Genomic DNA, 21,812 nt, shown 5'->3' with positions numbered 1-21,812 from the left:
ATGCCCTACTTACCATAGTACTACATAGTGGTTGGGTAATGGAATATATCGAAGTAGCAGAAAATAGCGATCTGCCTAAGTATGCGCAGATCAAAAACAGTATAAAGCACGCCATTTATAAAGGGGAGCTGCAGCAGGGGGCAAAATTGCCTTCGCTGAATGCCATAAAAAAGGCACATGGAGTATCTCAGGATACTATTTTGTTGGCTTACCGCCAGCTGATGAACGAGGGGCTGGTGGTGTCCACTTATGGAAAAGGCTACTTTGTAGCGCAGGACCACCGCCTTGGTCGAAAGATTTGTTTGATCTTCGACAAGCTGACACTCTATAAGGAGGAATTGTATGAATCGATCGTTACGCAGTTTGAAAGTCAGGATCAGGTGGATATCTTTTTTCATCACAACCAGCCATTGGCATTTCAGTCTTTACTTGAAAAAATACATGGACAGTACACTGATTACCTGATTATTCCTTTCGATGATCCAGCTTTTGAATCGAGTATCGAACGACTCCCCCAAAAACGGGTGTTTCTGCTCGATCGCTTGCCCGGCAATTTGCAGCATCAGTATGGGGGGGTATTTCAGGACTTTCAGCAAGACACTTTCAATGCCTTGAACAGTATTGCCGATCCTATAAAAAAATACCAGCGGCTGGTTTTATTACTACCGCATCGTCAGTTGCAAATGGCGCAGATTATGGAGGGCGCACAAGCTTTTGCTCAGCAGGCCGACCTTAAATTTAAGGTGGTCAATTCAGCCGCAAAATACAAATTACAGGCAGGGGATCTGGTGATTGCCATTTATGACAAAGACCTGGCCGCTGTTATGCAACAAATTCATTCCGAGGGCTTTACCCTGGCTCAGCAGGTAGGTGTGATCTCCTATAATGATACGCCACTGAAAGCCGTGATAGGTCAGGGAATTACCTGCATATCCACGGACTTCGCCGCTATGGGCCAAAAGGTCAGCCAGTTGGTGAAGGAACAAAATCAAATACAACTCAAGAATATAGCTCAACTAATCATAAGAAAATCTGTATAATTATGGCACTTTTTAATCCGAAAGTATTTTTAACCTTGACCGAAGGAAAGTTAGAGGGGACGGAAATCAAGCAATCCTATAAGTATCTCAATGCGCTTGCGGGGGTATTTAAAAATGAAACGGCACGTGCCGAGATGGATCAGGATGCCCTGATTTACGAAGTGCAGGCTTACATGCCTGTTGAGGAGGGGAAATCGGGCGGCCTGTTTTTCGGCAACTCTACCATTTACCCTGGGAAGGTGGATCAGGAGTATTTTATGACCCGTGGGCACTTCCACAGTAATTTCGATACCGCCGAATATTATTGGGGAGTTAAAGGGGAAGGATACCTGATTTTGATGGATGAAAATCGTAAAATCTGGGCCGAGAAGATGACCCCAGGTTCTGTTCATTATATCCCTGGAAAGGTGGCTCACCGAGTGGCGAATACAGGAAGCGAGCCATTGGTTTTTAACGCCTGCTGGCCCTCTGATGCGGGGCACGATTATGAGTCTATTGCCGAACATGGCTTTTCTGCCCGACTGCTTGAGGTGGACGGCGAGCCAAAACTGGTAGAAGAATGAGCGCGGTAATTGCCGCTGATTTGGGCGGCACCTTTGTGAAATTGTCCCTGGTAATCGGGGATCAGGTGAAGGAGGAAACCACTTTCCCTTCCAATTCAAAAGGGGACTTTACCGAGTTGATGTCGGCTGTAGCCACGGCGTGCCAGCAGCTATTATCAGCTAACCAATTGACCTTTTCCGATATTTTGGGAATAGGTTTTTCCATTCCTGGCATTGTGGATGTGGTGCAGGAGCGGGTCTTGTCAATCAATGAAAAACATGCCGGGGCGGTGGATTTTGATTTCCGAAGCTGGGCAGTGGCATTGGGGGTGAACCATATTGTGATGGAAAATGACGCCCGGGCAGCGCTTATTGGTGAGTGGCAATTTGGTGCTGCAAAAGGCTTTTCAGAAGTCAATATGATAACCCTCGGCACGGGGATCGGCGGGGCAGCGATGATCAACAATCAACTACTCTACGGAAAGCACTATCAGGCAGGTTGCCTCGGTGGGCATTTCGTCGTGGACCATCAGGGGGACCGTTGTTCCTGTGGGAATGTGGGATGTGTTGAGGCTGTTGCTTCGAGCTGGAAGTTGCCAGACATTATTAAGGGTCACCGATTATTTGAACAATCGACCCTTCAGCAGGCCGAGCAACTGGATTTCTACCACCTCTTTGAGGCCTACCGCACAAAAGAAGTGGTCGCCATTGATTTGGTAGAACAATGCCTTTCGGCATGGAGTGCTGGGGTAATCACGATGATCCATGCTTACGACCCTGAAGTGGTGGTGATTGGCGGAGGAGTGATGAAAAGTCAGGACATCATCCTGCCCTATATTCAAAAACAGGTGGACCAGAGAGCCTGGACGCCCTGTGCAAAAGTATCAGTACGTGCAGCCGCCCTTGAAAATCTTGCCGGCTGCCTTGGAATCAATTATTTACTAAAAGAAAAGATAAAAAATGTCGAGCCAACAGTTTAACCTTCAACCTGCCATCAAGCTGAAAAATCCATATGATGTGGCGATAGGATGGACGGCGATTTTTGAACAGCTCAAAGCTGCCAATGCCAAAACGGTAGTCATCGAATGCTACAATGGGGTGTCGATGGACAGCCTGAAATCGGCCATCACCGAGCACCTTCAGCCTGCATTGCTGATTGATGCCAAAAGTGGGATGAAATCCGAGGAAGACATTAAAGCGATGGTTCAGCCTGATGTAACTGACGACAGGATTTTCGGGTACCTGAGCCGATTGAAGATTGATGCCTATTTTGATGGTGAAAAGGTAGAAGCCTTACAGCAAAAAATTGAAGCTGCCGAAGGTTTGGTTGTGGTATATGGTAGTGGGGCGAGCGTCATTTGTGAATCGCCTGCTTTGCTGGTTTATGCGGATATGGCCCGCTGGGAAATTCAGCAAAGAATGCGCAGAAATGAGGTGGATAGCCTGGGACTGAGTAACCGCAATACGCCCGATTGGATGTTGCTTTACAAGCAGGGATTTTTTGTAGACTGGCGTGTGTTGGATCGACTGAAAAAAACGCTCTTCGATAAAATTGATTTTCTGCTGGATACCAATAAGGAGGATCAGCCGAAACTGATCGCACATCAGGCGATTTTGGAGGCTTATGATCAGTCGGTAAAACAGCCGTTCAGCGTGGTGCCATTTTTCGATCCAGGGCCATGGGGTGGACAATGGATGAAAGAGGTCTGCGGACTTGATCCAGCACAGAAAAATTACGCCTGGTGTTTCAATGGGGTTCCCGAAGAAAACAGCTTGCTTGTGCAGGCAGGTGAGGAACTGATTGAGGTGCCGTCTATCAATGTGGTTTTCAGACACCCTGAAGCCCTTTTGGGATTGCCTGTTTATGGTCGATTTGGTGACGAATTCCCTATCCGTTTTGATTTCCTTGACACCATGGGCGGGGGAAATCTCAGTTTGCAGGTACACCCACTTACGCAGTACATTCAGCAAGAGTTTGGCATGCATTATACGCAGGACGAAAGCTATTATATTATGGATGCCAAGCCTGATGCCGAGGTTTACCTTGGCCTGAAAGAAGGCGTGGACCCTGAAGAATTTTTGGGAGATCTTAACCACGCGCAAGCGACCGGGGAGGCTTTCGATGACACCAAGCATGTTCAACGATTCCCCGCCAACAAACATGATCATTTCCTGATTCCTGCAGGTACGGTGCATTGTCAGGGGGCAGATTCTATGGTTTTGGAAATCAGTGCGACGCCTTATATTTTCACTTTTAAACTCTATGACTGGGGTCGTGTTGGAATGGACGGAAGACCGCGCCCAATCAATATAGAGCATGGAAAGCAGGTTATTCAGTGGAATAGAACGACAGAATGGACCAAAAATAATCTCGTTAATCAGGTAACCGTTGTGGGTGAAGGCGACGGCTGGGTAGAAGAGCGCACTGGTTTGCATGAGGCCGAGTTTATTGAAACCCGTCGCCACTGGTTCACAAAAACCACCACGCATGATACCCAAAATTCCGTGAACGTGATTTCTTTGGTGGAAGGGGCTCAGGTGGTCATTGAATCACCTACCAACGCCTTTGAACCATTTCTGCTGAATTTTGCTGAAGTGGTGATATTACCTGCGGCACTCGGACAATATACCGTTCGCCCAACAGAAAAAAGTCAGGGGAAAACCTGTGGAACCATGAAAGCATTTGTAAGAACACAACCATGAAAACAGCAGTAAGCACTTTTGATAACGGGCTGGATATTCAGCCGGCAGATATGGTGACAGGCTTCACCTATGGAGATGGTTATTTCGGACCAACTGTTGAACACCGAAAGCTTGATGCGATACGCCCAAGTTTACGTCAGCCAGACTGTGAGGGCCCAGAAATTGTCTATTCTATTGCAATGGATGTGGGTAAAAACCACCATTTGCCATTGCTCAAAGAGATGCACCTGCTCTATGGTGCGGTGACTTATGCGGCTGGTCAGTTAGGGGAGGAGCCGATCCGAAGTCAGGGGCATATCCATAAAAAGTCGGCCTATGCCAATGGCTGGTCTACGCCTGAGGTTTATGAAATCTGGCAGGGAGAAGCCGTCATTTATATGCAGGAAACGGCCAAAGATCAACCTGGTCGTTGCTTTGCTGTACATGCCAAAGCTGGAGAAGTGGTGATCGTGCCTCCATCATGGGCACATGCGACCATTTCCGCAGACCCCAGTACGCCTTTGACATTCGGTGCCTGGTGCGACCGCGATTATGGTTTTGATTATGAGGACGTCAGGGCGCATCACGGCTTGAGCTATTTCCCTTTGGTCGATGCGGAAAACAAGGGACTGAAATGGGTGGCGAACCCTCATTATGAACCGAGTAATCTGATCATCAAAAAATCGCCGAGAAATTATACGGAATTTGGAATCGATCCTTCAAAATCCATTTATCAGCAGTTTGAAGAACAGCCTGACCGCTTTGAGTTTGTGCCCCGCCCAGACTTATATGCCGAAAAATGGGTGAATTTCGAACCTTGATTTTTAAACTATTCGACAGGCGATGGGCGTACAGATCGTACGCCCATTGGCTTGTCAAAAAAAATCTTCTGAGCACGAGGGAGTATAGCCCTATGGCGGAATCTGGCGAAACTATTGCATGACGGGCCTCTCGGCTTCCATTGCTATGCGTGTTTTTGGCAGACTCTCGGGGTAATTTTCCTGAATAAAAGTAATCATCTGTTCCCGAACCATTACCCGTAGGTCCCAGGCGGTAGGGGAGTTTTTGGCACTGACCAAAATGCGCACCTCGATATGTGTCGCTTTGGTATCCGTCACCTGAATAACCTTCACTTCACCGTCCCACAGTTCATTGCCTTCCAATATTTGGTCAAGGGCTGAACGGAGCGCATCAATCGGGATGGTATAGTCGGTATATAAAAAGACCGTCCCCAGAATATCCGCCGAAGAGCGCGTCCAGTTTTGAAAAGGTTTTTCAAGGAAATAGGTAGAGGGCAGAACGAGGCGGCGTTTATCCCAGATACGAACCACCACGTAGGTAAGGTTAATTTCTTCAATCCATCCCCATTCATTTTCCACCACCACGGCATCATCAATTCGGAAGGGCTGCGTGATGGCGATCTGTATACCCGCAATGAGTGCACCAACGACTTTTTGCGCCGATAAACCGACAATAATTCCTGCAATCCCTGCGGAGGCGAAGATGCCCACACCAACTTTTCTGATGCTTTCAAACGACAGTAAAATCAGTCCGATACCCAACAGGATGATGATAAAGACCATCACTTTCTCAAGGATATTGATCTGCGTGTGCAGCTTCCGTGAGCGGAGGTTGTCTTCATCAGAAAGGTCGTATTGCTTGAGGAGAAATTTCTTCAATACATTGATGAACTCTATTAACAGCCAGGCAAAGCTTGCGATGAAAAGATTATTGCGCTGTGCGATAATGATCGACTGACTGATCACCTCCTCAGAGAACACCAAGGATGCAAGGGGCTTGATCAGCAGAATGACTGTAGTGAGGAGAATACTTAGGCTTAGTTTATAATATTTTTGCATAAATAGTCGAAGGAAGGAATTTCTCAAACTGAAATCCCTTCAGGTAAGGTTGATGAAGATTCAATTTATCAACTCAAGAGGGAACAGCCAAATACCGTCACCCTTAATTACCGAAGTGTCAGTGTGATGACGGAAAGCAATGAAATTATATCCTTGGGCCTATTTAACATAAGCTTAATTATGAACTTTTTGAAATGAGCTAAAATATGTCTACACAGTTGTATAACTTGTTAAATTTTAGTTAATTATGAAAACAACAAAACGAAAGTTCCTCATAAATCAATTACCATGCAAGTCGGCCTTAGCCACAGGGACTTTACCAACAACAAAAAAAATACAATTAGCACTTGTCGCCAAAAACCAGAATGTTCTGCGATGAGATGAATGCAAATAACGGTAAAAATCAGGCGATTGGTGGCCAAAAACTATCTTTATAGATTTCAGCTTTGGCGACACCTACCAAGGAGGATACTCTGATCATTTTCCCGTTTATATGATTGTCGAGTTCAATAATGCGGTGAAATCGATGTAAAGCCAAACTTTTTTATAAAGGGTGCTGAAGACGATCAGCACCCTTTTTTTAGCTGATATGGGATTTGAAAGGCGCTTAACGGGTCTTTGATGGTCATGTAATACAAGGGTGTCTAATAAAAATTATAGAAGTTTCTTTATTTTTAATTGATCTAAATAAGAATAGTGATTATGTTTGTGATAACAAAGCCGCTAAAGGCTTACAATCCAAACAAAAACGAAAAGATTCATGTGCCAACATCGATCCCTCTATAAAAGCGACGGTCTACACATTGGTCAGTGTCGCCAGTGCAATAAGATCAGCATTCAATATCTCAATCTGATGTTTAACTTCAGCAAATCGGCTTATTTCCAATTTACGGAGGAATTATCTGCCCTGAATTTTAAGGATCATGCCTACCGGTTGCAGGATCAGCAAGCGCGCATTGTGTTGCGAACTGCGGATCAAAATTTCTCCTATCATTTGACTGAAACGGAGCTTCACGATCTTCAGCAGGCTTGTCAGCAAGCCAAACTGTTAGTGGAGGCACAGACTCTTATCGCTTCTGCTTAACCTTTTTTGTATTACTATTTATAATAAGTCTAATTAAAAATAACAATGAAATCAATCTATTTCGCACTGACCATGCTCATGCTATGGTCTTGCCAGACGAACCCCAAGAAATCTACTGTTGAAGCATCGGTATCCTCCTCAAAAATCGGTGTACTGCTGGTTAATCATGGTTCCGTATCCAAAAATTGGCGCTCAATGCTGCTTGATGTGGAAAAAAGTGTTACTGCTGATATTAAAACTGATGGCAGAGTTTCCGATGTCCGGACGGCATTTATGGAATATACCGAACCTTCGATCGCTACGCAGCTGAAAGCGTTTGATGCAGAGGGATACGATGAAGTCGTGATCGTCCCTATCTTCCTGACCATCAGCTCACATACCAATTCCGATATCCCGAATATTTGTGGCCTGGCCAACAATCCGGATGTTCAGAAGGAATTGGCGGCGGAAAAAATTGAGGTTTACCGTGCCAAGGCCAAAGTTACGGTGGCGCCTTTGCTTGATTACCCTTCTGTATTAAAGAAAAATATTGCTCGCCGGGTGGCTGCCCTTTCGGATCAGTCAGGCGATGAAGGTGTTGCATTGATTGCCTATGGTGATGCCAGTTTTAATCAACAGTGGGAGGAACTTGTAGAGGATATTGGGAAATATTTGAAAGTTCAAACCGGCATCGGTTCTATCAGTTACGGTTGGTGTGGGCATTTGGTACGTTACTCCTCTGAACCAACAAAAAAGGCGATTGAGAAAGTGCTTGAACTGGAAGAAAAGGCGATTGTCATTCCCGTGTTGGTGGCAAATGATGAATATTTTCAGGGAGAAATTATCCAAAATGGCGTCAATGCCATCGAACAGCACGAAGACCGGGTAGCCTATAAGCAGGATGCTATTCTTCCTGATGCCAACATCAACAAATGGGTAGTGAACATTACCAAAGAGATGGTCGATAAAATCAGTCCAGCAATTTAATTTATCTCATTTAACGCTTTTTAGAATGTCGGCTTGGTTAAGACTATTTCCGCTTAAAAAAGGCTTGAAAATTGATTACCTCAAGGCAGCATTAACCTTCGTTGTGCTGACCTGGGGAATCTATTTCAGCCTGAATGCACCGCTCAACCCTACCCCGGTCGTATTGAACAATACCGCTGCGACGACAACATTTTTCAACCCTAAATTTGTGGGCCAACAACGGGAGGCTGCAAAATTCGGGTTGATTTCTCAGCAGGAAAGCAAAGTCCGTTTTGCTTACGGAATAGTCAGCAGCAGGCAAAAAGAAGCTTCCTCTCATGGGTTGATCGCTCAAAAAGAGGCAGATACCAACTTATTGAATAACCATGAATGGGCCGCACAAATGCGGGAGCGGCTGGAAAAAAAATGGGGGCAGGATCGTCAGGTGACCATCAAGCTGCATGAAGATTTCTGCTATGCTGAACTTTATAAAGGGCAACACCTCGAAGCACTCTATACAGAAAATATGCTGCATAATAATGTGCAAGGCTATGCGGGGCCAATCTTTCTGGGCATGTATATTGCGCCAGGAGGCGAAATTCAGGGCATAGACTATATTGAATCCATTGAAACGGAAAGTTATTTGCGGAAAATTTTCCAGACCTCATATCTCGAGCAATATCAGGATTTATCCTATGGCGATGCGCATGAAATTGATGCCGTATCCGGGGCAACTATTACCACCAAGGCCATGGCCGATGCGACCACCGCTTTGCTGCATCAGGCGGCGCCTATGTGGCGTGCGTATTTAAGTGAATCGACGAGTGATTTTAATATTAAAGCCCTATTGGGTTATCGGTGGATTTTCCAGGCCGTATTGATTGGCCTGCTGTTCATGATCCATTTTCAAAAGTGGTACAAATTCACAAAAAAAGGCCGTTTGATATATGGCTGTATCACACTGCTCTTTCTTGGTTTTATCAATAACCAGTCGTTTACCTATATCAGTATATTACAGCCCTTTATCGGAACGAAGCTGTCCATGTTTATGGTCATTTATACCTCTATGGTGGTGCTGAGTGCCATTTGGGGAAAGAATACCTATTGTAAATATGTTTGCCCTTTTGGTGCCGCACAAATGATTGCCTTGCGGTTTTCCCCTTTTAAATCCAAGAAAATCATGATCAGCAACCGACAGCTCGCAGCCATTCGTTACGCACTGACACTCGCCATTTTAACGGGAATAATTTACGGTTTCCGTGGTTGGTCCAATTTTGAACTTTTCCCAGATCTGTTCGGATATCAGCTGCAAAATTACTGGTTTTTTGTTGCAGCCCTGGTGATTGCAATTTCCATGCGTTACCCCATGATCTGGTGTAGAATGACCTGCCCTACGGGCTGTATTCTTGATACCGTCAGTGACTTATCGGAGCGCAAATGGGCGAAGAAAAGTAGCCGCGGAAAACTACCCAAAAGGACACTTGTACAACAGCCGGCATTCAAAAAAGCCATGGCCATCGGCGTTTTGCTTTTCAGTCATTTGGCGGTTGATGCCCAAGTTTTTAAAATATCGGTCGCCGACAACGAAAACGCCACCCCTATTGCTGGTGCAAGCATTCTGATAAAAAATACGGAAAGCGGACAGCAACAACTCCTGACCACCAATAGAAATGGCGAAGCAAGGTTTAATTATCAGGAAGGGCTGACGGCCACGGTTCACCATCTTTGCTATATTGATCAGCAGGTGAAGCTAAAAAAGGCCAACCTCCGCTGTCAGCTTGCTCCTGATGTCAGGTCGTTGCAGCAGGTGGTGGTTACCGCACAAGGCACCCCCAAACCTGTGGATCAATCGGTTTACAAAGTCAAGCTTATTGCTTCTCCTGAAATTACAAAAATGGGTGCTGCACAACTGCCCGATCTTCTTCACTTTCAGTCCGGCATTAATCTTTCTGAGGACCCCATGCTGGGCACCAAAATCATGATGCAGGGGCTTGGTGGAGAGCACGTCAATGTAATGATTGACGGCATACCGCTGATTGGCCGACAGGATGGGAACATCGATTTATCGCAAATCAATCTATCAGAAATTGAACAAATTGAGATTATCGAGGGGCCGATGTCGGTGATATATGGTTCCAATGCTCTGGCGGGCACGATCAATATTATCAGTAAAAAACATGAACGGAACAAGCTTGACATTGGGGTCCGGTCTTATGCGGAATCTGTCGGACAATTTCAGAATTCCCTTGACCTGAATTATAAATCGGGGAATCACCTGATGGGCATCGCGACGAGCTACAATTATTTCAATGGTTACAATTCGACTTCTGAAGGTCAGCGCCGGAGCCATGACTGGCGGCCAAAGACACAGTTTCAGTATTCCCCCTATTATCAATTTAAAAATCATAAAATAGATTTTAAAATTGGGCTAAGAAATTTTGATGAAACCATTTCTGCTTTGGGTGATTTCCCAGCATTTGGAAGTACCGTTTACGATATTCAGTTTCTGACAAAAAGGTATAATTTATATCAGAAACTGAAGCTGAACATCGGTGAAAAGGCCTCCCTTACTGGACTGACCTCTTATCAGATTTTTGACCGAAATACACAACACCTCACCAAGGACCTGATCAATAATGATGAGGTCGTTACGGGTGAAACTTCTGACCATTTTAATACTTTGTTGAGTCGTTGGATTTTTGTACAAAACTGGGATAGGATTCAGCTACAAATTGGTGGCGAATACAAACAGGATGAAGGCTCAGGGGATAAAGTGCCAGAAAATGACGGCCTTACTGAAGTGGCGCTCTTCTCTTCCGCAGAAATAAAGCTGACCGATCAGCATACGCTTCAGCCAGGTTTGCGATATATGCATAATTCAAAATTTGATGCCCCCGTGATTTATAACCTTCATTACAGATGGCAGGGCGCTCAACACTGGAGTGGTCGGCTTTCGATGGCCACCGCCTTCAGATCGCCTTCTCTAAAAGAGCTCTATATGACCTTTGTAGATAGCAATCATCAGATTTATGGCAATGAAAATTTGTTGGCAGAAGAAGGCTTCAATGTTTCCGCAGGCCTTTCGAAGCAAGTCATCGCTGGTGATTTACAATTTCGACTTGAAATGAATTCCTACTATAATCACCTGAAGAACGGTATAGAATTGATGGTGATTCCTAACGATGACCAACAGGGACAGGCGGATTATGTCTATGGAAATGTTCAGGAAAAAAAGACCTATGGCGGGCATTTCAGCACCAAAGTCAACTGGCAGGGTCAATGGCAGTTAAGTGCCGAGGCGCAGGTGGCCAATATTGGATATTACATGCCTGCTACGGCGAAAATGGAATTCAGTCCCAATTATAATTTTACCCTGAGCACGGAATACCTCTGGGAAAAGACGGGCATAAATACCCGACTTGATTTTAGATATTATGGGCAGTTTGTACAACTGATTCCCGCCACAGAGGAGGAGGATAGTTACACGCAATCTGTAAGGGATCCTTATAAAATCATGAACCTGACGTTCTCAAAACCCCTATGGAATAATGCCATGAATCTGAGTGGTGGTGTGAAGAATATTTTCAATGTTAATCAGATCAATACTTCGGGCAACAGTGGGGCGCACAGTTCAGGTCCAACAATGCCTGTTGCCTGGGGACGAAGTTACTTTATAAGCATAAGTTATACCTTTAAATCAAATAAAAATGACAACTAAATTTAACCTTTTCAGCCTATTGGCCATTCAATTTGCCTTTGTTTTATGTTCATGCAATACAGAGGCGGAGTTTGATCCGAGAATTCCGACCACCGTTCGTGTAGCAGATATTGGGGTAACCAGCGGAGACGATGGGGAGGTGAGTTACGAGAACCAATTGTATTTTGATCTCGATCAGCCTGCCGTTGACCCGACCAAATTGAATCAGGTTGCAGATGATAATTATGTCCATTTCAGTATAGAAAAAGACGTTACCGTTTCTGATGCCATGCCCGGATGGGACATCGTGCTGACGAACTATCATGTTCAGGATGTTGAAATGGGGCCAGGGAGTATTTATGTGGTCAATGCCACTGGTGCCTTGATCAATACCACTTCGATGACCAAAGCAGTAAAAATAACGAAGGAAGATGCTCAGGAGGATTTCGTTCCTTTTGCTGACATGACCCTGGAGCAAGCAGAAGCTTTATCGCTTCAGGAAAATGTGGATGCCATTGGTTACGACTGGAAATCAGTCAATACTGATACGGGATTGTACACCATGGTAGCAGACACTTACTATGTGATAAAAACTGAACAAGGGAAATTCTATAAACTCGCTTTTACTTCCTTTTATGGAGAGAAAGGGACCGATATTAAAGGTACCACGGTGTTTACCTATGAAGAATTAGACTAATAAAAAAGCCCTCCCTTTTTTAGCGATCGCGCATACTGGGGAGGGCTTTTTGTGAATTTATGTAATGACTAATAACACATTTCTCGGTACCAATAATACTGATCCATCTTTAATGATTTGGCACTGTCTTTCATCTGTTGATATGTTTTCGAAAGTAAAAAATGATCAATAGGCCGATCAATCGGGTAAGGATTTTCAAAGGAAGAGAGCATTGTTGTAAGTTCCGCTTTCATTGCTTTGATCTCCTCTTGATGTTCTGGGTCCTGAATCCTATTTTTTGATTCCTGATTATCTTCATCAATTAAATAGAACTGTTCGCTATCGAAATAATGCCCATACCGAACAACCTCCGGCGTATCTTGTAAGCTTCCTTTGTAATCGAATGCTTCGGTAACTTCATTATTTTTCATTTTTTGAAGCAAATCCTCCGGATACCTAAAAGTGATGTATTTTTTATTGCCCTTTAACAAGCCCCGGGCATAGCCCATTTCCAAATACACACTGCGCTCAATATTCGCTGATTTTTTGGTCAGTTGTGGCCATATACTTTTCCCATCGATGTTTTCTGGAGGCGTCGCTCCCACTGCGTCAAGCAATGTTGGCATCACATCCACCATAGAAAACACCTGTGAACTTTGGCTATCTGCGGCCAATACCCCTGGATATTTTATGATGAAAGGAATATGAACACCCCCCTGATAGACGGTTCCCTTTCCATCATATCGATTATGATCTGTAGTAAAAATCACAATTGTATTGTCGGCTTGCCCACTGTCCTCAAGCTTTTGCAGCACCGCCCCAACCATCGCATCTGTCCAGCGGGTACCAACAGTTCTAAAATTTAGCTCCATCCCTTTGGATTTGATCTGATTAGCAATTTCTTCCCGAGAGGTCATTAATCCGTCCAAGCCCTCTACCACTCCCGCGGAAGTCAGCCGGACATCTGAATTTAGAGATGCAACATGACATGGGCCGTGGTGCGTGGTAATATTTACCATGAGCATAAAAGGGTCTTCTGAGGCAGTTTGCTGATCAAGGAATTTATTAGCGCCCTGTGCCAGCCATTCCAAATTATGCACCCTCAGGGCTTCTACGGGATGATAATCATTGTTTACGGGAATAATGGATGCGGCATAATCGAAGCCAACAGATCGGACCCGGGCTTCGACATCTTCTTGCATTTTTTTCAAGACCTTATCTACCGCTGCGTCAAATGGATTGTCCGAAGCCTTGAGGCCATAATTCTCCATTTCAAAACCCAAATGCCATTTACCGACCAGCCCTGTCTGATAACCTTCTTGCTGAAAATATTTACCTATGGATTGATCCCCCACTTCTGCTTCAAGCGGTGTATTCCACACAATATTGTAGGGTTTGGTTATGGGGAAATCCTCTCGAAAACTTGGCGACTGGCATCGGCCGGCATATTTCCCGGTGTGCAGGGTATACCTTGATGGGGCGCAGACGGAAGAATTGGCGTAAAATTGCTGAGCAGTAACCCCTTCTTTTGCCAACTGATCAATTTTTGGGGAAAGTAAAGGCCCACCCCCAAAACCCCAATAGGAGAAATCATTGTCATCAGTGAAAAAGATGAGAATGTTCGGTTTTTTCGTCTTTTCTACTTGCTCCTGCCGGATGGTTTTACAACCTATAATCAGTGGAAGAAAGCCGCATAATATTGCAAAACGTTCTATATGACAGTACATATACATTATGTTAAATTGAATACTGTTAAACAAAAAGCCCCGACCACGAACGAATGGCCGGTAGCTTCAGGTAAAAAATTATTGCGCAACGGCATTTTTCTTATCGGAATAATATTTCTGTAACACGTAAAACGCCTCTTTTTTGAAGCCTCCTTCCGCAATGATTCCCTTTCTATTCCACATATCCTGAATATGCGCCAAAGGCCTCCGCGGAGATTTAAAGTCGGCCAAAATCCAAGGGGTAAAACCAGCAAGGTTAGGGATGTTCTCTATTCCTTCCAAGGTTTTTTTGTAAAGGTGTGCTTGATAATCTTCGGACCAAATAGTCTTGTGATCAGCTCTAAAACCGTATTTGGCACCTGCCCCCCACTCACTGATAATGACCGGCTTGTCATATTTTATTTCCCATTTAAGGTTAGGGAAATCATCAATGTCTCCACCATACCAGCCATGGTATTGTAAATACCAAACCAATTTAAAAACACTCTGGAATGATGACGCTGGGATGTTTTTGAATAAACGACTGGATACCAATGCCTGGAATTACAGCATCAGCCCAACGAATTTTTATGCGCTAAACGGCAAAGTCGCCACTCAAGCGCAAGCTGAAAGAATGATTCAGGAGCACTTTTATAACCCTCAAGAATTTTGGGGCGATTATATTATGCCCTCAATAGCACGTAACGACCCTGGGTATACAGGTCGGGATTACTGGAAGGGCGCCATTTGGGCTCCTATGAACTTCCTCGTGTATTTAGGCTTCAGAAACTACGACCTCCCAAAGGCGAGAAAGGATTTGGCAAGAAAATCAAGTGATTTACTGCTCAAAAATTGGGAATCAAAAGGACAAGTCCTTGAAAACTACCATGCCGAGACGGGCGAATATCCCGGATATAGAAGTGAGTATTTTTACCACTGGGGAGCACTGTTGGGCATGATTAACATGATTGAATACGGTTTCATGCCGCCAACCGAACAGCAATTACAGCTTATTCAATAGACATCGCTTAATGCCTTTATGCGCACGAAACCATTAGCCAACATCATGATCGATCGATGGCTAATGGTTTTTTTGCTTATGAACTAAGGCTGTCGAATATTTTTGTACCGCATGATAACTTATCCACCCTCGCCATGACCGCCGTGAGGATTGAACGGTTTCTGCTGATGCCGCCTTAATACGCCTGACTGCGATGCAACAGCCCCACACTGAAATCTTCCGACAAAGCGGAACTCGCAGGGGCATAGCGCAAGGCGGAAAAATCCCGCAGGGCGCTGAAGCCTCCCATATGTGCGTGTGTCCAGGCGGGGAGAATGAATAGGATGAGGAGTAGTGGTTTTTTCATGTTGGGTGGTTGGTACTATTCAGAAGGTTGATTTATAATCCCTGATAGTAGCTTTCAAACTACAATCAGGGATATTTGAGAAATGTATATGTTCAATAAGAATTGGTTTTAAAACTTCAAGCCCCAATCTCTTACTTCTCCTTCATAAAGCCATTTTGGGATATAATCTGATTCCACATTTACTTTCAAACCTGAATCATGTGCAATGCTACAAGCAGCTAATAAAGGCCATGAAACAGCACCATCATTTTCTGGGTAGTCGAAAAATGCACCTTCTCGATCACTGTCATAAAATTCTTTGTGTAGTTCTAAAGCTTCAAATAACTGTTCATTGAAGGCTTCTGAATTACCCGAAAATAAGGCTTGATAGACCAATAAAGTAGGTGCATAAATCATCAATATTTCACCCAAATCTTGTCCTGTATATTCCTCTTTAGCATTCATACAAGCTTGCCATGCCTTTTGAAAAGCTTCTGAAGATTTTACTTCTGGCAAAAAGATGGACTGGATGAATTCAATAAAAGTGAAATCTGCCTCACTGGTATGCATTTGCGCAGAGTTCAACAACCGTTCCCTTGTAGTGGTTTTCAGCAGGTTAATACCCGTATCACAACGACAGGTAATGTATAAATGCATGTATTGTAACCATACTGTATAGCCCATGTAGTCACTCGTCTCAATACCCTCATGTTCTATCACCTCATCATCAAATTGAACCTTAACCTTTTGATTAGGATGATAAGCTTTGTTAAAGAAAGAGCAAGATAATTTTAAGATCATGCTAATTCCTTCCTTTTCCTTTTGTCTGTCAATTTTATTTAAAGGAATTTGATAATATGATTTTAACCCCCCAAGGAGATAAACAGGCAATAATTTATTCCCTATTTCTTCGTCAGGAATATAAGATTCTATTTGACGTTTTTTTGCCTCAATATCCTTAAAAAATGATCGAACGAAGAACTGTTCTGATCTCATTTCTGGATAGAACAATTTATGTCTTTTAATTTTCATTATTTATTTAAATTAAATTTTTGTAATTCAGTATTTTTTAAGTTGCCATTTACATCAAATTTTTGATGTACTTTAAAATATTCAACCCCGGATGAGTTAGACTCTAACGACCTTTTTAAGTCTTTAATCGTTTCAGAGTACCTCCCCCACCTTTTTTTCCAAAGTACTTAACAAATCATCAAAATACTCCTTCGACCCTTGCTGGAAACCGTTCCGACTACCCAAAGAATAACCTCCTTTGGCTTCCACAATGATAAATTCGGTCAAACTGGTCTTTTCCATCTTAAAGGTATCTTTTCGCCTTATCTACAAATTCATATTCAAGCTTTAAGCTTTATTTACTTCCAGCAAACCCTGTATTACACATCGGGCTATCTTCAGGAAGCATGTTGTCCTCAACCTTAAAAGTGAATCGTAATTTTCTTGGGGCATCAGTGGTATAATGCACTCTGACTTGACCACATCCATAGCTCATGACCTCCTTTTTGTTGAGGTTTTGACCGTAGGTTGTGACAATATTTGATGAGGCTTCTCGCACATGATTTTTGATTGATGGATATATAAAACTATCACTTTTTGTTGGGAATGCAAGCGTGTGGTGGTTTAGCTTGGCTTGTAACACAGCCCAAAGAATGTAGGCTTGTGGGAGGCTCAAACAGTCTTTGTTAGTGCTGCAAAGCTTAAATTATCTCGTTGAAAATGGGCCATCACCCCAATCAACAACATGATTTCTACCGCCGTAGGGACGTTGCATGCAACGTCCGAAAATATAGGCACAAAAAAATTCGACAGGCTAATTCTAACCTATCGAAAATGAACATTAACACCCGCCAAAATCCATGATTTTTACAACCACAGGTTGGATGTAGCAACATACAGCCCTATTCTTACGGATTTGGTGACGTTTTAATTTTGCGATTCCAATCCTTAACCTGCTGCAAGAGCTGAGCTGCCTCACTCATTATAAAAACAGATCCAAAATAATTAATGAACTCGTAATAGGATTCAGGAAGTGAAATTCCTTTGGATGCCATTAAAGATTGAAAATTACGCACCTCATGGTCGGTATGCATGTATTTTACCGATAGTTCAAATTGCTTAAAGTGCTCAATAATTTTTTTCATATTTATAATTATTTTTACTTAAAATTGACACACCAGATGAATGTGGTATGCCCCATGTAAATCCCTTCTACTCGTGGTACACCAAAAGCACTGAATCCCCCATAATATCCAAAGGCTGTTCATTCATAAAAACAAACCTGCAACTGCCTGCAGGCTGTTCTCTTGCGCATCCACCCACCCCATGACCGCCCTGAGGATTGAACGGTTCCTGCTGATGCCGCCTTCATACGCCTGACTGCGATGCAACAGCCCCACACTGAAATCTTCCGACAAAGCGGAGCTCGCTGGGGCATAGCGCAAGGCGGAAAAATTCCGCAGGGCGCTGAAGCCTCCCATCTGGGCGTGTGCCCAGGCGGGGAGAATGAATAGGATGAGGAGTAGTGGTTTTTTCATGTTGGGTGGGTTGGTGGTATTCAGAAGGTTGATTTACAACCCCTGATAGTAGCTTTCAAACTACAATCAGGGATATTTGAAAAATGTATATGTTCAATAAGAATTGGATTTAAAACTTCAAGCCCCAATCTCTTACTTCTCCTTCATAAAGCCATTTTGGGATATAATCTGATTCCACATTTACTTTCAAACCTGAATCATGCGCAATGCTACAAGCAGCTAATAAAGGCCATGAAACAGCACCATCATTTTCTGGGTAGTCGAAAAATGCGCCTTCTCTATCACTGTCATAGAATTCTTTATGTAGTTCTAAAGCTTCAAATAATTGCTCATTGAAGGCTTCTGAATTACCCGAAAATAAGGCTTGATAGACCAATAAAGTAGGTGCATAAATCATCAATATTTCACCCAAATCTTGTCCCGTATATTCCTCTTTGGCATTCATACAAGCCTGCCATGCCTTTTGAAAAGCTTCTGAAGATTTTACTTCTGGCAAAAAGATGGACTGAATGAATTCAATAAAAGTGAAATCCGCCTCACTGGTGTGCATTATTGTTGAGTTCAACAAACGTTCCCTTGTTGTGTTTTTTAACAGGTTAATGCCCGTATCACAACGGCAGGTAATGTACAAGTGCATATATTTCATCCATACCTCAAAGTCCATATTATCGGTAGTATCAACCCCCTCATGTTCTATCACCTCATTATCAAATTGAACTTTTACCTTTTGATTGGGGTGATAGGCTTTGTTGAAGAAGGAACATGATAGTTTTAATGCTATAGCTATTCCTTCTTTTTCTTTTTCTCTATTTATTTTATTTAAAGGAATTCTATAGTAAGATTTTAGCTTTCTTAAAATACCCTTAAAATAAAACAAGTCGGCATCCCCTGATTTATATTTATCTATTAATTCCTTTTCTAATTCAATGCTCTTTAAATATGAATTAGAAAAATATTCTTCAGTCCTAACTTTTTCAAAAATTAATTTATGACGGTTAACTTTCATTACTTATCGAATTTAAATTTTTGTATTTCCGTATTTTTCAAATTACCCATTGTATCAAACTTTTGATGTACCTTGTAATATTCAATATTAGTTGAATTTTTTCTCAAGGATTCCCGAATTGTCTCTTCTAACTCTGGATTCGCCCCTTTCTCTTCCAAAGTACTCAATAAATCCTCAAAATATCTTTTTGAACCTTGTTGGTGCCCCTTCCGACTACCCAAAGAAGAATTTCCTCCTTTGGCTTCCACGATGATAAATTTACCTTCTTTGGTGCGATAAATTCGGTCAAACTGGTCTTTTCCATCTTAAAGGTATCTTTTCGCCTTATCTACAAATTCATATTCAAGCTTTAAGCTTTATTTACTTCCAGCAAACCCTGTATTACACATCTGGCTATGTTTGAGAAGCATGTTGTCCTCAACCTCAAAAGTGAATCGTAATTTTCTTGGGGCATCAGCGGTATAATGCACCCTGACTTGACCACACCCATAGCTCATGATCTCCTTTTTGTTGAGGTTTTGACCGTAGGTCGTGACAATATTTGATGAGGCTTCTCGCACATGATTTTTGATTGATGGATATATAAAACTATCACTTTTTGTTGGGAATGCAAGCGTGTGGTGGTTTAGCTTGGCTTGTAACAAAGCCCAAAGAATGTAGGCTTGTGGGAGGCTCAAACAGTCTTTGTTAGTGCTGCAAAGCTTAAATTATCTCGTTGAAAATAGGCCATCACCCCAATCAACAACATGATTTCTACCGCCGTAGGGAAAATTTTCGATAGTCCTGTTTGGATATACACCGGTGCATCCACATTGTCATTAAGTTAAGGTTGCCTTGCTTGGTGGTTTGTATTAATTTAAGTTAAGTTAAGAGCTACTAAAGTAAAGACAATCCCGAAGGGATGAAATAACTTAGCCCGGGGTGCTAAGCCCAGGAAAATGGTTGACCCTTTGAAATACAAAAAGGGACCCCATAAGGAGTCCCTTTCAAAAAATATAAACAAAGTGTAGTGTTTTGGGCCTGCAATATTAGGAATACCTCTAAGCACATGTTCAAAAACTTACCATCCTACTTCAGATTTAAAGTGTTAAACATGCTCTTCAATAGCCCCATAATTCCACGGATTCTCTTAGCAGGAGTTCCGGCTTAAGAATCCCTTCTTCCGCAGGGCTTGCAAGGCCTATTATTCAGGCGATTATTTTGCAAGCTCAGGATTCAAATCCACCTGAGCTGTTGGGTAAGGCAAAAATTCTGACTGCCCTTTTACAAACCCTTTCAGCACCTCTTTGGCCTTATCCGTCCGCACGAGATCATCAAATCGATTCCCCCACTCTACAGAAAGCTCTGCCCTTCTTTCATTCAGAATATCATCCAAAGTAGGATTGGCAATTGCCTGCAAACCTGCCCGATGACGCACCTGATTCAAAGGGGTTGCGGCATCACCGCCAAGGCTCAGCTTGGCCTCGGCATTCATCAGCAATACATCAGCATATCGGAACAAGCGAATATTATTGTCTGTGCCATACTGCGTTCTGCCAGGAGTGGTCTGATTTGCGGGATTATACGCCTTACCATTATAATTGGCCGTATCGCCATTATATGGGGCGTAAGAAGGATTGAATAATGGAATCACGTCTCCTTCAGGGGTTGTTTTTCCAGATTCCAGCACATCAACCTGATAGCGCATTTTTTCACCGCGGTCTTTCATGAATTTGATAAATCCAGGCTCCAGCGTACCAAAACCCCAGCCGGTGATTGGCGCAAAACCTCCACGTGGTCCCTGCGATTGAAACCACGATCCCCCGTAGATATTATCTCCGGAAGCATTTCCAAAATCGGTATATTGAAATTCGTACAACGATTCCGGAGAAAGTTTACCATCCCGCTGAAAGAGCTTCGAATACTCTGCCCCTGCCACCAGTTTAAAGCCACCATTCGCTATAATGTCGTCGGTCATTTGCTTCACCGTGGCCATATCTTTTGTTTGTAAGGCCACTTTAGCAATAAGCATCTCGGCGGCATATTTCGTTACGGCTCCAGGATGTTCGGGCTGTTGTGCCGGCAATGCCGGAAGCACATCTTTCAGCATGTCAATCACACTGCTGCGAATTTCCTGCTGAGACGATTTCGGGATTACCACCGCCATCTGGTTGTCTTCAGGAATAATCGGTGCATCTCCCCACAGATTGGCAATAAAATAATAGGCCAGTGCACGGTGAAAAACAATTTCCCCGCGGTATTGGGCATAAAGTGCCTGATCCTTATCGGTCTTTAGGTATGGCTTGAAATTATCCAACAGCTTCTGATTATCAAAAGTATTGTAAACCACCCCATACAGGGCCATCCAGGCATTGTTCAGTGCCCAGAAGTTCTGAATGGCACTATAATTAAAGTGCTCCAATTCCAGGTAATCGTGCTGGTCGGCATCTGATCCTCCCCCCTTGGTCACTTCATCGCCACGGATATTAAATATTGGGGCGATCTCCCACTGGGTAAATTTTGAACGCGCCACCGCATACACGCCTGAAACGGGTGCATACATCTGTGAAAGGTCCTGGTAATTAATCGCCTCCGTAGGATTTGTATTCTCCTGGGTAATATCCAAAAAGTTGTTACATGACGGAAGCACGACCATGCCCATCATGGCTGCTGCCACTAAATATTTAAATTTCATCGGTTT

Annotated in this window: 23 protein-coding genes; 10 read left to right on the top strand and 13 right to left on the bottom strand. The window is 43.4% G+C overall.

From position 1 onward, the window contains the following. Positions 1-38: 38 nt before the first annotated feature. Genes AABK40_RS14480 through AABK40_RS14460 form a run of 5 tightly spaced genes read left to right on the top strand, consistent with a single transcriptional unit; the run spans position 39 to position 5,085 of the window. The gene (locus AABK40_RS14480) at positions 39-1,040 is read left to right on the top strand and encodes a GntR family transcriptional regulator (protein ID WP_338398405.1); all 1,002 of its coding nucleotides are present in this window, start codon (positions 39-41) and stop codon (positions 1,038-1,040) included. 2 nt (positions 1,041-1,042) lie between these two features. Then, entirely contained in the window at positions 1,043-1,603 is a 561-nt protein-coding gene (locus tag AABK40_RS14475) for a glucose-6-phosphate isomerase family protein (RefSeq protein ID WP_338398404.1), read from the top strand. Further along, positions 1,600-2,562: an ROK family protein gene (locus AABK40_RS14470; RefSeq protein WP_338398403.1), complete on the top strand. Its 963-nt coding sequence runs from the start codon at positions 1,600-1,602 to the stop codon at positions 2,560-2,562. The genes AABK40_RS14475 and AABK40_RS14470 overlap by 4 nt, the downstream gene beginning before the upstream one ends. Continuing rightward, the gene (locus tag AABK40_RS14465; RefSeq protein ID WP_338398402.1) at positions 2,543-4,285 is read left to right on the top strand and encodes a class I mannose-6-phosphate isomerase; all 1,743 of its coding nucleotides are present in this window, start codon (positions 2,543-2,545) and stop codon (positions 4,283-4,285) included. Before AABK40_RS14470 ends, AABK40_RS14465 begins: the two co-directional genes overlap by 20 nt. Continuing rightward, complete coding sequence (locus AABK40_RS14460; protein WP_338398401.1) at positions 4,282-5,085, top strand: glucose-6-phosphate isomerase family protein; 804 nt, start codon at positions 4,282-4,284, stop codon at positions 5,083-5,085. The genes AABK40_RS14465 and AABK40_RS14460 overlap by 4 nt, the downstream gene beginning before the upstream one ends. Positions 5,086-5,196: 111 nt before the next feature. Here AABK40_RS14460 and AABK40_RS14455 read toward each other — a convergent pair whose 3' ends face one another. Next, positions 5,197-6,123 carry a mechanosensitive ion channel family protein gene (locus AABK40_RS14455; RefSeq protein ID WP_338398400.1) on the bottom strand — a complete coding sequence of 309 codons (927 nt, stop codon included), beginning with the start codon at positions 6,121-6,123 and terminating at the stop codon, positions 5,197-5,199. A gap of 760 nt (positions 6,124-6,883) precedes the next feature. Here AABK40_RS14455 and AABK40_RS14450 point away from each other — a divergent pair. The 4 genes from AABK40_RS14450 to AABK40_RS14435 are packed head-to-tail and all read left to right on the top strand — an operon-like array spanning position 6,884 to position 12,546. Then, on the top strand, positions 6,884-7,207 hold the full coding sequence (locus AABK40_RS14450; protein WP_338398399.1) for a DUF6686 family protein: 324 nt from the start codon (positions 6,884-6,886) through the stop codon (positions 7,205-7,207). 45 nt (positions 7,208-7,252) lie between these two features. Continuing rightward, positions 7,253-8,173 (top strand): sirohydrochlorin chelatase, encoded by a 921-nt coding sequence (locus AABK40_RS14445; RefSeq protein WP_338398398.1) that lies wholly within the window; start codon positions 7,253-7,255, stop codon positions 8,171-8,173. Positions 8,174-8,198: 25 nt separating this feature from the next. Continuing rightward, on the top strand, positions 8,199-11,870 hold the full coding sequence (locus AABK40_RS14440) for a TonB-dependent receptor domain-containing protein (RefSeq protein WP_338398397.1): 3,672 nt from the start codon (positions 8,199-8,201) through the stop codon (positions 11,868-11,870). Continuing rightward, positions 11,860-12,546 carry an HmuY family protein gene (locus AABK40_RS14435; protein WP_338398396.1) on the top strand — a complete coding sequence of 229 codons (687 nt, stop codon included), beginning with the start codon at positions 11,860-11,862 and terminating at the stop codon, positions 12,544-12,546. Before AABK40_RS14440 ends, AABK40_RS14435 begins: the two co-directional genes overlap by 11 nt. Before the next feature lie 68 nt (positions 12,547-12,614). Here AABK40_RS14435 and AABK40_RS14430 read toward each other — a convergent pair whose 3' ends face one another. Together AABK40_RS14430 and AABK40_RS14425 are read right to left on the bottom strand one after the other, a co-directional pair. Next, positions 12,615-14,252 carry a sulfatase family protein gene (locus tag AABK40_RS14430; RefSeq protein WP_338398395.1) on the bottom strand — a complete coding sequence of 546 codons (1,638 nt, stop codon included), beginning with the start codon at positions 14,250-14,252 and terminating at the stop codon, positions 12,615-12,617. Positions 14,253-14,330: 78 nt separating this feature from the next. Beyond that, positions 14,331-14,726, bottom strand: coding sequence for a hypothetical protein (locus AABK40_RS14425; RefSeq protein WP_338398394.1), 396 nt, complete (start codon positions 14,724-14,726; stop codon positions 14,331-14,333). On the opposite strand from AABK40_RS14425, the gene AABK40_RS14420 reads away from it, so the two are divergent. Then, on the top strand, positions 14,632-15,252 hold the full coding sequence (locus tag AABK40_RS14420; protein ID WP_421953316.1) for an MGH1-like glycoside hydrolase domain-containing protein: 621 nt from the start codon (positions 14,632-14,634) through the stop codon (positions 15,250-15,252). The genes AABK40_RS14425 and AABK40_RS14420 overlap by 95 nt on opposite strands. A gap of 175 nt (positions 15,253-15,427) precedes the next feature. Here AABK40_RS14420 and AABK40_RS14415 read toward each other — a convergent pair whose 3' ends face one another. From AABK40_RS14415 to AABK40_RS14370, 10 genes are all read right to left on the bottom strand, one after another. Further along, complete coding sequence (locus AABK40_RS14415) at positions 15,428-15,598, bottom strand: hypothetical protein (protein ID WP_338398392.1); 171 nt, start codon at positions 15,596-15,598, stop codon at positions 15,428-15,430. A gap of 108 nt (positions 15,599-15,706) precedes the next feature. Continuing rightward, on the bottom strand, positions 15,707-16,609 hold the full coding sequence (locus tag AABK40_RS14410; protein WP_338398391.1) for an immunity 49 family protein: 903 nt from the start codon (positions 16,607-16,609) through the stop codon (positions 15,707-15,709). A gap of 132 nt (positions 16,610-16,741) precedes the next feature. Next, on the bottom strand, positions 16,742-16,891 hold the full coding sequence (locus tag AABK40_RS14405; RefSeq protein WP_338398390.1) for a hypothetical protein: 150 nt from the start codon (positions 16,889-16,891) through the stop codon (positions 16,742-16,744). Between the two features lie 52 nt (positions 16,892-16,943). After that, positions 16,944-17,264 (bottom strand): hypothetical protein, encoded by a 321-nt coding sequence (locus AABK40_RS14400; protein WP_338398389.1) that lies wholly within the window; start codon positions 17,262-17,264, stop codon positions 16,944-16,946. A 232-nt stretch (positions 17,265-17,496) separates the two neighbouring features. Continuing rightward, positions 17,497-17,733, bottom strand: a complete 237-nt coding sequence (locus AABK40_RS14395) for a hypothetical protein (protein WP_338398388.1) — start codon at positions 17,731-17,733, stop codon at positions 17,497-17,499. A gap of 123 nt (positions 17,734-17,856) precedes the next feature. After that, complete coding sequence (locus AABK40_RS14390; protein WP_338398387.1) at positions 17,857-18,126, bottom strand: hypothetical protein; 270 nt, start codon at positions 18,124-18,126, stop codon at positions 17,857-17,859. A gap of 109 nt (positions 18,127-18,235) precedes the next feature. Beyond that, positions 18,236-19,132 (bottom strand): immunity 49 family protein, encoded by an 897-nt coding sequence (locus AABK40_RS14385; RefSeq protein ID WP_338398386.1) that lies wholly within the window; start codon positions 19,130-19,132, stop codon positions 18,236-18,238. Beyond that, on the bottom strand, positions 19,132-19,380 hold the full coding sequence (locus AABK40_RS14380) for a hypothetical protein (RefSeq protein ID WP_338398385.1): 249 nt from the start codon (positions 19,378-19,380) through the stop codon (positions 19,132-19,134). The genes AABK40_RS14385 and AABK40_RS14380 overlap by 1 nt, the downstream gene beginning before the upstream one ends. A gap of 108 nt (positions 19,381-19,488) precedes the next feature. Next, entirely contained in the window at positions 19,489-19,809 is a 321-nt protein-coding gene (locus AABK40_RS14375; RefSeq protein WP_338398384.1) for a hypothetical protein, read from the bottom strand. Positions 19,810-20,327: 518 nt separating this feature from the next. Next, a complete protein-coding gene (locus tag AABK40_RS14370) occupies positions 20,328-21,806 on the bottom strand; it encodes a RagB/SusD family nutrient uptake outer membrane protein (protein WP_332922865.1) in 1,479 nt (492 codons plus the stop codon). Positions 21,807-21,812: the final 6 nt, after the last annotated feature.

The sequence above is a fragment of the Persicobacter psychrovividus genome, from assembly GCF_036492425.1.
Taxonomy (GTDB): Bacteria; Bacteroidota; Bacteroidia; order Cytophagales; family Cyclobacteriaceae; genus Persicobacter; species Persicobacter psychrovividus.
The sequence above is the reverse complement of the archived record's forward strand: the minus strand, read 5'-3'. Positions and strand labels throughout refer to the sequence as shown.

What these genes read in the sequence shown, in the direction of transcription:
- AABK40_RS14480 (WP_338398405.1), top strand. Translation starts at nt 39, where the DNA reads ATGGAATATATCGAAGTAGCAGAAAATAGCGATCTGCCTAAGTATGCG.
- AABK40_RS14475 (WP_338398404.1), top strand. Translation starts at nt 1,043, where the DNA reads ATGGCACTTTTTAATCCGAAAGTATTTTTAACCTTGACCGAAGGAAAG.
- AABK40_RS14470 (WP_338398403.1), top strand. Translation starts at nt 1,600, where the DNA reads ATGAGCGCGGTAATTGCCGCTGATTTGGGCGGCACCTTTGTGAAATTG.
- AABK40_RS14465 (WP_338398402.1), top strand. Translation starts at nt 2,543, where the DNA reads ATGTCGAGCCAACAGTTTAACCTTCAACCTGCCATCAAGCTGAAAAAT.
- AABK40_RS14460 (WP_338398401.1), top strand. Translation starts at nt 4,282, where the DNA reads ATGAAAACAGCAGTAAGCACTTTTGATAACGGGCTGGATATTCAGCCG.
- AABK40_RS14455 (WP_338398400.1), bottom strand. Translation starts at nt 6,123, where the DNA reads ATGCAAAAATATTATAAACTAAGCCTAAGTATTCTCCTCACTACAGTC.
- AABK40_RS14450 (WP_338398399.1), top strand. Translation starts at nt 6,884, where the DNA reads ATGTGCCAACATCGATCCCTCTATAAAAGCGACGGTCTACACATTGGT.
- AABK40_RS14445 (WP_338398398.1), top strand. Translation starts at nt 7,253, where the DNA reads ATGAAATCAATCTATTTCGCACTGACCATGCTCATGCTATGGTCTTGC.
- AABK40_RS14440 (WP_338398397.1), top strand. Translation starts at nt 8,199, where the DNA reads ATGTCGGCTTGGTTAAGACTATTTCCGCTTAAAAAAGGCTTGAAAATT.
- AABK40_RS14435 (WP_338398396.1), top strand. Translation starts at nt 11,860, where the DNA reads ATGACAACTAAATTTAACCTTTTCAGCCTATTGGCCATTCAATTTGCC.
- AABK40_RS14430 (WP_338398395.1), bottom strand. Translation starts at nt 14,252, where the DNA reads ATGTACTGTCATATAGAACGTTTTGCAATATTATGCGGCTTTCTTCCA.
- AABK40_RS14420 (WP_421953316.1), top strand. Translation starts at nt 14,632, where the DNA reads ATGACCGGCTTGTCATATTTTATTTCCCATTTAAGGTTAGGGAAATCA.
- AABK40_RS14415 (WP_338398392.1), bottom strand. Translation starts at nt 15,598, where the DNA reads ATGAAAAAACCACTACTCCTCATCCTATTCATTCTCCCCGCCTGGACA.
- AABK40_RS14410 (WP_338398391.1), bottom strand. Translation starts at nt 16,609, where the DNA reads ATGAAAATTAAAAGACATAAATTGTTCTATCCAGAAATGAGATCAGAA.
- AABK40_RS14405 (WP_338398390.1), bottom strand. Translation starts at nt 16,891, where the DNA reads ATGGAAAAGACCAGTTTGACCGAATTTATCATTGTGGAAGCCAAAGGA.
- AABK40_RS14395 (WP_338398388.1), bottom strand. Translation starts at nt 17,733, where the DNA reads ATGAAAAAAATTATTGAGCACTTTAAGCAATTTGAACTATCGGTAAAA.
- AABK40_RS14390 (WP_338398387.1), bottom strand. Translation starts at nt 18,126, where the DNA reads ATGAAAAAACCACTACTCCTCATCCTATTCATTCTCCCCGCCTGGGCA.
- AABK40_RS14385 (WP_338398386.1), bottom strand. Translation starts at nt 19,132, where the DNA reads ATGAAAGTTAACCGTCATAAATTAATTTTTGAAAAAGTTAGGACTGAA.
- AABK40_RS14370 (WP_332922865.1), bottom strand. Translation starts at nt 21,806, where the DNA reads ATGAAATTTAAATATTTAGTGGCAGCAGCCATGATGGGCATGGTCGTG.